Below are 11797 nucleotides of genomic sequence, written 5' to 3' on the forward strand. Positions count from 1 at the left end.
TGAGGAATAAGCACTTACCTCAAACTCTTACCAAGTTTAAATACCTCATTAAGCCACTTTACTCTTTGTGTTTTTGTAGATTTCTTAATGATTCCCACATAAGTAATTTTAACCGGATTTATCCCACAAAACTGGAGTACACTTTTCTTTAATTGGTTAACACTTGGCCGCCCGAAAAACAGGCGATAATACCACGAAGGCTGATCTAAAGTAGTAATGATTCGCGCTGTTTTACCTTTAAACAATTTATCCCACCATACGCTGTTTTCGCGGTATTGAAAGGCAATGCCAGGAAGAAATAAGCGATCAATAAATCCTTTCATCAATGCAGGCATGCCGCCCCACCAAACCGGATGAACCCACACCAAATGATCAGCAGCTTTTATTTTTTCTAAACTGGCTATAAGATCAGGTTCCAGCTCCATGCGTTGCCGGTAGCCGAAGGCAAGGTTGGGATTAAAAGTTAAATCGGCGATATGGATTACCGAAACATTTGCACCAGCTTCTTTTGCGCCTTTATAATAAGCTTCTGCCAAAGCAAAATTGATGCTGTTTTTATTTGGATGACCATTTATGATTAGAATATTCTTCATGTTGTTTTATTAACAACACAAAATTAACGCAGGTCTTTTGCTCAACAGGCAGACAAATGTCCTTAAATAATCTCCTTCCGCAGCCTGCTTAAATGCCTTGGGGTAATGGCAAGAAAAGAAGCCAGGTATTTTACCGGAATCTGTTTAATGTAATCGGGATAACTTTTGAAGAGCTCAAGGTAACGGGCTTTAGCAGCATCTTTCTGGTACATGAACACCCGTTTTTCTAAATGAAGGTATTGCTGCTCGGCTATTATTTTTAATAACTTCAACCCATTTATACTCGATTCAGCTAAATCATCTATCACTTCTTTTTTTATAATCAATAAATCTACATCACTCATCGCCTGGATATTCTCTACCGTTGGGTTTCCGGTAATCAGAGAGGAATAAGCCGTCATAAACTGGTTCGGAAAAGTAAGGCAATAGGTATATTCTTCTGCACTGGCCGAAGTATAATAAGAACGCAGAATACCCGATTTAATGAAAGCAACTTCTTTACAGACCTTACCCTCGGTAATGAAGAATTCTCCTCTTTTTAATACCCTTGTTGTAGCATTTGCAGTAAAAACATCAATTTCTGCCGGCGAAAGAATATTAAAGGACTGAAGGTAAGTTTGCATGATTAAAATTTTGCAGGGGCAAGATAAGCAAAACTTAAGGAACCTATTACCACAGCCTTAACGAACCTAAACCTTATTGCAGCGGTATCCCCCGATTCTTCATCGGGGATTTAGCGGAAAGAAGGAACTAACAATAAAAAATGCACTGAAATTGCTTTCCCATCACTTTATCACGACCTAAAATCACAACTAACCTTTACTTTAAGAATTGACAACTTTCATAACCTGTTTACAATTAGAGCTGTCCACTCGAATAAAACCATTTTAAACACAAAAAAGCCCCGATTTACATCGGGGCTTTAGTGATAGGTATTTTAAGTCCCCTTTAGGGGATATAGGGGTCTAAGCGAACTGCTTTCCTTTAACTTTACGTTCTTGTTCTGTTAAGAAGATTTTACGTAAACGCATACTTGCAGGTGTAACCTCGATATACTCATCAGCCTGGATATATTCCATTGCTTCTTCTAAAGAGAATTTAATTGCAGGTGCGATACGGGTGTTATCATCAGTACCAGAAGCACGCATGTTGGTTAAAGCTTTACCTTTTACCACGTTTACTACTAAATCATTATCACGGATGTGTTCACCCATAATCTGACCTTCATAAACATCAGTTCCCGGATCGATGAAGAAACGACCTCTATCTTGTAACTTATCGATTGAATAAGCTGTAGTTTGTCCTTTTTCCATTGAAACCAATACACCATTTAAACGACCAGGAATTGTACCTTTCCAAGGCTCGTAAGCTTTGAAACGGTGTGCCATAATCGCTTCACCTGCTGTAGCAGTTAAAACGTTGTTACGTAAACCAATGATACCACGTGCCGGGATTTCGAATTCTAAGTGTTGTAAATCGCCTTTTGGCTCCATAATTAACAACTCGCCTTTACGTTGAGTTACCAATTCGATTACTTTACCAGAAACTTCTGCCGGAACATCAACGATTAAAGTTTCAACCGGCTCATGTTTTTTACCATCAATTTCTTTAATGATTACCTGAGGCTGACCAACCTGAATCTCATAACCTTCACGACGCATCGTTTCGATTAATACAGATAAATGGAGAATACCACGACCATAAACCAACCAGGCATCTGGAGAAGCTGTTTCAACAACCTTTAAAGCTAAGTTTTTCTCAGTTTCTTTGATTAAACGCTCTTTAATACGTTGAGACGTTACTAATTTACCTTCTTTACCAAAAAACGGAGAGTTGTTGATGGTGAACAACATGTTCATTGTTGGCTCATCAATGCTGATAACAGGTAATTGTTCTGGTGCTTCAAAATCAGCGATAGTATCACCAATATCAAAACCATCAATACCTACAACAGCACAAATATCACCTGAACTTACTTCTGTAGTACGGATTTTTCCTAAACCTTCGAAAGTATAAAGTTCTTTTACTCTTGTTTTAACGATTTTACCATCGCGTTTGATTAAAGTAACCGGCTGGTTTTCTTTAATTGTACCACGGTGAACACGACCGATTGCAATACGACCTACGAAAGATGAATAATCTAACGAAGTGATCTGCATTTGTAATGTACCATCGTTAATTGGCGCTGGCGGGATGTTAGCAACAACAGCATCCAATAAAGCAAAAATATCTGTAGTTGGTTTTTGCCAGTCTGTACTCATCCATCCTTGTTTAGATGAACCGTAAATTACCGGGAAATCCAATTGCTCTTCAGTTGCTTCAAGGTTAAAGAACAATTCGAAAATCTGCTCGTAAACCTCTTCCGGGCGACAGTTTTCTTTATCCACTTTGTTTACCACCACAATCGGTTTTAAACCCAGGGCTAAAGCTTTTTGCGTTACGAAACGTGTTTGAGGCATTGCACCTTCAAAAGCATCGCAAAGTAAAAGTACACCATCTGCCATTTTCAAAACACGCTCTACCTCACCGCCGAAATCCGCGTGACCAGGAGTGTCAATAATGTTAATTTTTACGTCTTTGTACTGAACTGATACGTTTTTAGATACAATCGTGATACCACGCTCGCGCTCTAAATCGTTATTATCCAATATCAAATCTCCTGTTTGTTCGTTGTCACGAAAAATAGAACAAGAGTGTAAAATCTTATCAACCAACGTGGTTTTACCGTGGTCAACGTGTGCTATAATAGCTATATTTCTAATCTTTTGCATAAAATGCGCCTCAAATTTGGCGCAAAGATAGTGTTTAGAAATGGATTTTCTACTATATAACTCACTATTTAATGCTATGATAATGTTGCAATTATCTCATTTTTAAATAGAAATCAATAACAGATTTGAGCAAAATATTTAAAAGGAAACAAAATCATTAAATTAGCCATGATAGAATATAAGGCATCCCCCTACTCAATTACCAATGAAAATCCAGACCCATACCATAAATAATACTAACATCGCCGAAATTATTTCGGAAGAAGTGATCATTAACAATATTGAAGATGGCCTGGATTTATTGGGGAATTTGTATTACCAGGATTTTGGAAAAATTATTATCCACAAACAAAATATCACGCCCGATTTCTTCGACCTGAAAAACGGAATAGCCGGAGAAATTCTTCAAAAATTCTCAAATTACCGGGTTAGTCTTGCTATCATTGGTGATTTTGGTGCATTCGAGAGCAAAAGTGTTAAAGATTTTATTTACGAAAGTAATAAGGGTAAACATGTAAATTTCCTATCATCGACAGCCGAAGCTTTGCAAAAATTTGCCGGTTAAGCCATTCGCCCACTTTGTCACATTGAGCTTGTCGAAATGCTTTAAGCAGTGTTATGATAGATCCTTCGACAAGCTCAGGATGACAATTCTATATTAAAGTTATAAATCTTAAATATTTTTGTTTAACCAATCCTGATATGAAATCACCCCTAACTCAGGCTTAGCTTCACCTTCCAAAATGGCAATGAATTCGAGTGCATGCCCATCCGGATCGTTAAAATAAATGGCCAAGGCAGGCATCCAGGCAAAAACCATGGGCTCCCGATCGCCGCTTTTAAGAAAATTATAAGGCCGGAGATGATTAGATTCTAGAAACTGAACAGATTTATTCAGCACGTCATCCATATCACAACGGAAGGCAAAATGCCTGATATCGATTTCTTCTTTTGGCTTTTCCCAGATTCCCAACATGGCTTCCTGTGGTTTTCCGACCCAGAAAAAAGCAATTCTCCGTTCTTCTTCATAATGACACTGCGTTAAGCCCAAAACGTTGCTATAAAAATCGATCGATCTTTCTAAATCTTCTACGTAGATATGTGTTTCAAATAATCCCTTTATCATACGGTGAAAGTAGGAATAAGTAACTGTCGCAAAAAATCATGTTTTTCGATACCTGCATCAATAAAATCGATAGACAAAATTTTCTGCAAATTTGGGTTACCAAAATGCCGCTAATGTATTAATTGTAACAAGCAGATTGAATGAATAAAAGGATTTTAAAATATACAGGCAGATTTTTAGTAGTTTTTATCGCATTGATTGGAATTTACTTCCTCACTGCCTTTTGCTGTTCACGAATAACAATTAACGCTAACCCTGCAAACCCTAAAGAAATTGCCATTTATATTATGACGAATGGCGTACACACAGACATAATTGTACCTGCGGTTACCGGACAAATAAACTGGACCAAAGAAATCAGTTATCAGAACACTTTAGAAGCTGATAGCACGTATCAGTACCTGGCCATAGGCTGGGGCGATAAAAAATTCTACCTCGAAACACCTGCATTTTCAGATTTAAAACTTAGTAACGGTTTAAGTGCAATCTCAGGGCTGAGTACATCAGCCATGCATACCACTTATTACAAAAACATTAGGGAAGATGCGAGCTGTAAAAAAATAATGATCAGTAAAGCGCAATACCAGTTATTGATCGATTATATTTTAAAGAGCTTTACTAAAGATGAAACCGGAAGGCTTGTTAATGTTAAATCAAACATTCACTACGATATTGGTGATGCTTTTTATAAAGCCAATGGCAGCTATAGCATTTTTAAAACCTGTAACACCTGGGCCAATGGCGCTTTAAAAAGTTGCGGACAACCAAGTTGTTTATGGACGATATTTGATACCGGTATTTTTTTGAAGTATAAATAGCCATGCGATCGATCGTCATTCCCAACCCGATAGCTATCGGGTCGATTGGGAATCTTAAAGCGCTTGTATTACGATTCCCGCATGCGCGGGAATGATGACCATACAAATCGATTCTATCACTAAACCTCAAATGCCCAATCTAAAAAGGCAGGCATTACACTTTCCCAGGTAGGCACATCATGTTTACCCCCAACTCTTTCATAATAAAAAACATTTTCGGGTCTTTTATAACCTTTCTTAAGGAGGATTTTTACAATATCGATCGTATCATCAATCGAATCGATGATCATATTTTTATTCCGATCGGCCTTTTCATCTTCCGTTCCGGTCATCAACCAGAATTTCATATCAGTTTTGGTAGCTGTATTTTCGATTTTTGCATGCATAATGCGGTCGGCATCGGTATAGCCGTCGGTTAAATCTTTCTTTCTCCACCAAAATGCGCCAGAGAAAACACCGATTGCATCAAAAGCAGCTGGATTGTTCCACGCAATATCGAAAGCAGATAAACCGCCTAAAGAGAACCCTGCAAAACCAACCTTACCGGTAATTGGCATCGCAATTTTCTTTTTAACAAAAGGCAGCAATTCTTTAATCACAAAATCACTATAAAGCTGGGCTTTTGCACCACGACCTTTAAAATCGGGTACACCTGCAACACCATATTCCATTAGGCGGTCTTCTGATGCCTTAATGGCCACAACAATTAACCTGTGGTTTCTTTTGCCATGATGTGCATCTTCCAAAATCCGCCTGAAGTCCATTTTCGCAACATCTTGTCCGTCATTTAAGAATAAAAGTTCTATTTTCTCATTCCCTAAAATACCTTCAGGCGTATAAATATCTATTTCTACCTCGTGCTTTAAATAAGCCGATGGTATTTTAAAGTTGCTGATATTAACTTTTACCGATAAAATTGTTGTGTACATCATAATCAAATCCCCTATCACATGGCAACCGCCTCAGAATTTCGGGGCAAAGGTACAAATCTTGCTAAACTATTAATTACCAAAGGTTAATTTTTACAATTCGCTTTGATTTGCATTAAATTAGGACTTAAACTATTCTTTTTACAGATTTAAATTTATACCTTAAGTCATTCAATTTTTATTATGGTTAAAGAAGAACATAAGAAATGGTACAGCCCGAATTTAGGTGGCGAAATCGACATGCTCATCTTTGGTCACGGTGGTATCCCTATTCTACTGTTCCCAACAAGCATGGGGCGATATTTTGAAAATAAGGATTTCAATTTAATAGACTCTGTTGAGGGGTTTATTAATGAAGGAAAAATTAAGATCTATTGTCCTGATGGCGTTGACAAATTGAGCTGGTACAACAAAAGTATTCATCCCGCAGATCGTGTTAAGAACCACATCTGGTACGACAAGTATCTGCTTGAAGAAGTTGCCCCTTTAGCACGGCATGAAACCGGACACAGCAAAATTATTACTGCTGGTTGTAGTTTTGGCGGCTATCATGCAGCAAATTTCGCTTTCCGGCACCCGTGGCTGGTGAGTCATATGTTTAGCATGAGTGGTGCTTTTGATATTTCAGGCCAGCTGGATGGCTTTTACAATGACGATGTTTATTTCAATAACCCTGTAGATTATCTTTTAACCAACAGTAATCCCGAACTGCATTACATGAAAATTGTATTGGGTACAACCGACCGCGACATGTGCAGACCGGATAATGAACGTTTATCAGCTATTTTAAACAAAAAAGGCATCGACCACTGGCTTGATATCAGACAAAATGCAGACCACGACTGGCCGATCTGGAGAGAGATGTTTCCGAATTATATTGCACAGCTATAGATTTTAGTCCTAAGTCCCGAGGCCTAAATCCAGAATCGATTAGACTATAATAATCAAACAATTAACCGATTAACCAGTTAAACAATTAAACTAAAATAGTACCAATGAAAAAAATAGGGATTTTATTCGGACAGGAGCGTTCTTTTCCTGAAGCCGTAATCGAAAGAATCAATCAAAAAGCGGAAAAAGGCATTACTGCTGAAGCTGTTAAAATCGACAAAATATTTCAGAATGTACCCCTAGGCTATTCGGTCATAATCGATCGCATTTCACAGGATGTGCCATTCTACCGCGCATCTTTAAAAAATGCTGCCATTACGGGTACTGCTGTAATCAATAATCCATTCTGGTGGAGTGCTGATGAGAAATTTTTCAATAATGCACTGGCCGAACAAATTGGTGTGCCCGTACCTAAAACGGCATTAATTCCTTCTAGGGAGCATCCTACAGGAACCACGGGCGAATCTTTTTCTAACTTAGCAATGCCATTAGATTGGGATGCAATTTTCGAATACACAGGTTTCCCGGCTTACATGAAACCTTACGATGGTGGCGGTTGGAGAGATGTTTACAAATTACATAACAAAGAAGATTTTTTCGACAAACATAGCGGTACACAACAATTGGTGATGCTTTTGCAGGAAGAAATCATTTTTGAAGAATATTTCAGGTGTTACTGCATTGGCGGTAAACATGTACGCATTATGCAATACGACCCGCGCAACCCACATCATTTACGTTATGCAACAGAGGGAAAATCGCCTGATCCTAAACTACTTAAAACCGTTGAGGAATACACCTTAAAGTTATGCCAATATTTAGGCTACGACTTTAACACGGTAGAATTCGCTGTGCGTGATGGGGTGCCAATTGCAATCGATTTCTGTAATCCTGCACCAGATGCTGATATCAATAGCGTTGGTCAGGAAAATTTTGATTGGGTAGTAGAAACCACAGCAAATTATGCCATAGAAAGGGCAAAAGCACAAAAAGACGGTCAGGATAATTTAACCTGGGGCGAATACATTAAAGCATCTGTTGGCGGGAAACCCTTAATTGCAAAAGCAGCTCCAAAAGTTGCTAAAACTGCAACAGCTAAAAAAGTGACCACAGCAAAAGCGCCTGCAGAGCCTAAAAAAGCTGCAGCAAAAAAATAATTGGGATTTAAATTTTAACCGATATCAGGATGAACGAGTTTACGCTGGGCATAGAAGAAGAGTACATGGTAATTGATCCCGTTACCAGAGAGCTTACTTCGCATGACCAAAAAATTGTAGAGGCTGCACAAAAAATACACAAAGACCAGGTAAAGGCAGAAATGCACCAGGCCGTGGTTGAAGTAGGAACCGGCATTTGCAAAACCACCACCGAAGCGCGTAAAGAGATTTCGCAGTTGCGCTACACCGTATCGCAACTTGCCGGAGAACAAGGTTTGAGAATCGGTGCCGCCGGTACGCATCCCTTTTCGCACTGGGAAAAACAATTAATTACAGAACATCCCCGTTACAACGAAATTGTTAACGAACTGCAGGAGGCCGCCCGCTCTAACCTTATTTTTGGCCTGCATGTACACGTCGGCTTTCAATCGCGTGAGCTGGCCATTCATATTGCCAATCAGGTGAGGTATTTTCTGCCGCACGTTTTTGCCTTATCAACTAATTCCCCTTTCTGGGAATCGCGAAATACAGGATACAAATCTTTCAGGACTAAAATATTTGATAAATTTCCACGAACAGGTATCCCAGATATTTTTAACAGCATAGAAGATTACGACAATTATGTAAAACTACTCATCAAAACCAATTGCATGGATAATGCAAAGAAGATTTGGTGGGATATCCGAGTACATCCATTTTTCGATACGGTTGAGTTTAGAATATGTGATTGCCCGATGCTAATTGATGAAACCATGGCTTTTACGGCATTATTTCAGGCATTATGTGCTAAACTCTATAAATTGCGCTTGCAGAATATGGAGTTTATCAGTTACTCCAGGGCTTTAATCAACGAAAATAAATGGCGTGCAGCCCGCTACGGAATTGATGGTAACCTGATCGATTTCGGAAAAGAAATGGAAGTAAACTGCCGCAACCTCGTTTTAGAACTGTTAGATTTTGTTGATGATGTGGTAGATGAATTGGGCTGCCGGGAGGATATCAGTTATGTGCATAAAATTCTGGAACATGGCACAGGTGCCGACAGGCAGTTGGCAGTTTACCAACAAACTGGTAGCTTTGAGGCGGTAGTAGATTACATTACTACTCAAACACTTATAGGCACAAAGTAATTTTACAATGGATAAAAGTAGCTTAAAGGTGGCCGTTATCGACTTGAATAACGGCGCACCTAATCAGGGTATGCGGGGGATTCAGGAAATTTTATCCCGTTTTAGAAACGAAAACAATATCGACCTCACTTTTGATATTTTTGACTTAAGACAAAAAGGAGAAATACCTGGCATTGATTATGATGCGTATATTTCTAGTGGTGGACCAGGAAGCCCGATTGAAAGCAAAGGAGAAAAATGGGAAAACGATTTTTTTAATCTTCTGGACCAGATTGAAGCTTTTAACTGTAAAAATGAGGAAAGAAAAAAATATGCTTTTTTGATCTGCCATTCTTTTCAACTAGCATGCAGAAAATACGAATTGGGCAATGTAACCGAAAGACGATCAAACGCTTTTGGCATTTTTCCCATTACTTTAACTGATGAAGGAGAAAATGATGAGATTTTTAACGGCATCACCAATCCGTTCTTTTCTGTTGATAGCCGCGATTGGCAGGTGATTGAACCTGATTTTGCTGCTTTTGAGAAAAAAGGTGCAAAACTTTTGGCCATCGAGAAAGAGCGTAAGCATATTAACCTGGAGCGCTGCATGATGTCGATCCGTTTTTCTGATGAAATTATTGGCACACAATTTCACCCGGAGGCCGATCCGGTAGGCATGAAAATGTATTTGCTTCAGGAAGAAAAGAAAAAAGCAATTGTTGATATGCATGGCGAACAAAAATACCTCGATATGTTAAATAGTTTAGACGATCCGGCAAGGATTGTATTAACGCAAAGCGTGATTTTACCTAATTTCTTGCAGAAAGCAATTGGAAATTTGCAAAAACAGTCGTCATTGCGAACTGAAGAAGTAGATTGAGCGAATGAGTGAAGCAATCTTTTTACAACATAAAAGATTGCTTCGTTTCGATGAAAAATCGAAAACTCGCAATGACGAAAACTATAAAAACCTATGATACCTGCACAACGCCAAAAATATAACCAACAATTTACAGAAGAGAAGTATAAAAATTTCATTGGTAAATTGGAAAATGGTTATCCTGAAATTCCTTTCAGGGTTGCAGAAACTCCTATTTTTATACCAAAAGCATTAAAGGAAAAGTTGATTGCGGCGGGAGAGGAAATTATAAAACTGATTAAACAGCCCAATTTTAAGGCGCTTACCCAGAAGGCAATTCCGACAGATTGGAATGTACCCTATGAAAACGAGCAACCGCATTTTTTAACCTTCGATTTTGGAATTTGTAAAAACAATACTGGTGAACTTACTCCCATGCTAATTGAAATGCAGGGATTTCCTTCGTTATATGGTTTTCAGCACCATCTGGCTAAAACCTTTCAAACCAGTTTTGAAATGGATCCTTCGGTGAATTATTTTTTAAACGGTTTTAACGAAGAAAAATACATCGAGTTACTCAAAGAAGTTATCATTGGCAAACACCGGCCAGAAGAAGTTGCACTGATGGATGTTGATGCGCCAAATCAAAAAACCGCCATCGATTTTTTTGTAACCCAAAAATTATTAGGCATTAAGATTTTGGCTCTCGAAGACATTAAAAAAGCAGGTAAACAACTGTTTTATGAAGAAGACGGCCAGCAGATCCAGTTAAAAAGAATTTATAACCGTTTAATTTTTGACGAAGTTGCAGATAACACCGAAATTTTCAAAAATAGTTTCGATCCACGCGAAGAATTGGATGTTGAATGGGTTACGCACCCCAATTGGTTTTACCGCATCAGCAAGTACACCATGCCATTTTTAAAAAGTGAATTTGTACCCGAAACACGCTTTTTGAATGAGGTAAAAATGATTCCTGGCGATTTAGAAAACTATGTATTAAAGCCCTTGTTTTCTTTTGCCGGCATGGGCGTTATTATTGATGTAACCGAAACAGACATCATCAATATAAAGGATCCTGAAAACTGGATTTTGCAGCGGAAAGTAAATTATGAACCCGCTGTTCAGGCGCCAGATGGTGGAGTAAAGGCCGAAATCAGGATGATGTATTTATGGCCTGATGGTGGCGAACCTCAGCTTTGTATTAACCTGGCAAGGTTAAGCAGAGGCAAAATGATTGGTGTTCGTTATAACGCCGATTTCGATTGGGTTGGGGGTACGATCGGTTTTATGGAGGAATAATACTTGTTTTCTTAACCACAGAGTACACAAAGAAAAAAGCACCGAGGTATACAGAGAATGATCTTCCGTGCTTTCTGTGAATCCGTGGCAAAACAAAAAAACTACACCTAAAATCTTCAATAACCATTCGGCCACGGAGACACGGATGCCACGAAAAACAATGCCTAAGTAATATCCCTCCGTGTTTTCTATGAATCCGTGGCAAAACAAAAAACTACACCTAAAATCTTCAATAACCA

At 38.6% G+C, this 11797-nt stretch carries 13 protein-coding genes; 8 read left to right on the forward strand and 5 right to left on the reverse strand.

The features are described from left to right. Positions 1 to 14 precede the first annotated feature (14 nt). The 3 genes from U859_RS0103960 to typA all read right to left on the reverse strand — a co-directional run bounded on the left by U859_RS0103960 (position 15) and on the right by typA (position 3364). Positions 15 to 593 carry an NAD(P)H-dependent oxidoreductase gene (locus U859_RS0103960; protein WP_025142133.1) on the reverse strand — a complete coding sequence of 193 codons (579 nt, stop codon included), beginning with the start codon at positions 591 to 593 and terminating at the stop codon, positions 15 to 17. A 62-nt stretch (positions 594 to 655) separates the two neighbouring features. Further along, complete coding sequence (locus U859_RS0103965; RefSeq protein WP_025142134.1) at positions 656 to 1216, reverse strand: Crp/Fnr family transcriptional regulator; 561 nt, start codon at positions 1214 to 1216, stop codon at positions 656 to 658. 342 nt (positions 1217 to 1558) lie between these two features. Continuing rightward, positions 1559 to 3364: a translational GTPase TypA gene (gene typA / locus U859_RS0103970; RefSeq protein ID WP_025142135.1), complete on the reverse strand. Its 1806-nt coding sequence runs from the start codon at positions 3362 to 3364 to the stop codon at positions 1559 to 1561. A 205-nt stretch (positions 3365 to 3569) separates the two neighbouring features. On the opposite strand from typA, the gene U859_RS0103975 reads away from it, so the two are divergent. Next, positions 3570 to 3929, forward strand: coding sequence for a DUF4180 domain-containing protein (locus U859_RS0103975; protein ID WP_025142136.1), 360 nt, complete (start codon positions 3570 to 3572; stop codon positions 3927 to 3929). 108 nt (positions 3930 to 4037) lie between these two features. Here the strand turns inward: U859_RS0103975 and U859_RS0103980 are convergent, their stop codons facing one another. After that, the gene (locus U859_RS0103980) at positions 4038 to 4490 is read right to left on the reverse strand and encodes a VOC family protein (protein ID WP_025142137.1); all 453 of its coding nucleotides are present in this window, start codon (positions 4488 to 4490) and stop codon (positions 4038 to 4040) included. Between the two features lie 140 nt (positions 4491 to 4630). On the opposite strand from U859_RS0103980, the gene U859_RS0103985 reads away from it, so the two are divergent. After that, complete coding sequence (locus tag U859_RS0103985) at positions 4631 to 5308, forward strand: TIGR02117 family protein (RefSeq protein WP_025142138.1); 678 nt, start codon at positions 4631 to 4633, stop codon at positions 5306 to 5308. A 119-nt stretch (positions 5309 to 5427) separates the two neighbouring features. Here the strand turns inward: U859_RS0103985 and U859_RS0103990 are convergent, their stop codons facing one another. Continuing rightward, positions 5428 to 6240 carry an alpha/beta hydrolase gene (locus tag U859_RS0103990; protein ID WP_025142139.1) on the reverse strand — a complete coding sequence of 271 codons (813 nt, stop codon included), beginning with the start codon at positions 6238 to 6240 and terminating at the stop codon, positions 5428 to 5430. A gap of 180 nt (positions 6241 to 6420) precedes the next feature. Between U859_RS0103990 and U859_RS0103995 the strand changes: the two genes are divergently transcribed. The 6 genes from U859_RS0103995 to U859_RS0104015 all read left to right on the forward strand — a co-directional run bounded on the left by U859_RS0103995 (position 6421) and on the right by U859_RS0104015 (position 11558). Beyond that, complete coding sequence (locus tag U859_RS0103995; RefSeq protein WP_025142140.1) at positions 6421 to 7128, forward strand: esterase family protein; 708 nt, start codon at positions 6421 to 6423, stop codon at positions 7126 to 7128. Positions 7129 to 7232: 104 nt separating this feature from the next. After that, complete coding sequence (locus tag U859_RS0104000) at positions 7233 to 8285, forward strand: RimK family alpha-L-glutamate ligase (RefSeq protein ID WP_025142141.1); 1053 nt, start codon at positions 7233 to 7235, stop codon at positions 8283 to 8285. Positions 8286 to 8314: 29 nt separating this feature from the next. Then, on the forward strand, positions 8315 to 9415 hold the full coding sequence (locus U859_RS0104005; protein ID WP_025142142.1) for a carboxylate-amine ligase: 1101 nt from the start codon (positions 8315 to 8317) through the stop codon (positions 9413 to 9415). A gap of 7 nt (positions 9416 to 9422) precedes the next feature. Then, positions 9423 to 10277, forward strand: a complete 855-nt coding sequence (locus tag U859_RS0104010; RefSeq protein WP_025142143.1) for a type 1 glutamine amidotransferase — start codon at positions 9423 to 9425, stop codon at positions 10275 to 10277. Between the two features lie 448 nt (positions 10278 to 10725). Then, positions 10726 to 10788 (forward strand): hypothetical protein, encoded by a 63-nt coding sequence (locus U859_RS32615; protein WP_410477219.1) that lies wholly within the window; start codon positions 10726 to 10728, stop codon positions 10786 to 10788. Beyond that, positions 10773 to 11558, forward strand: coding sequence for a hypothetical protein (locus U859_RS0104015; RefSeq protein WP_410477218.1), 786 nt, complete (start codon positions 10773 to 10775; stop codon positions 11556 to 11558). Before U859_RS32615 ends, U859_RS0104015 begins: the two co-directional genes overlap by 16 nt. Positions 11559 to 11797: the final 239 nt, after the last annotated feature.

Origin of the sequence: Pedobacter jeongneungensis (assembly GCF_000633455.1) — a bacterium.
Taxonomy (GTDB): domain Bacteria; phylum Bacteroidota; class Bacteroidia; order Sphingobacteriales; family Sphingobacteriaceae; genus Pedobacter; species Pedobacter jeongneungensis_A.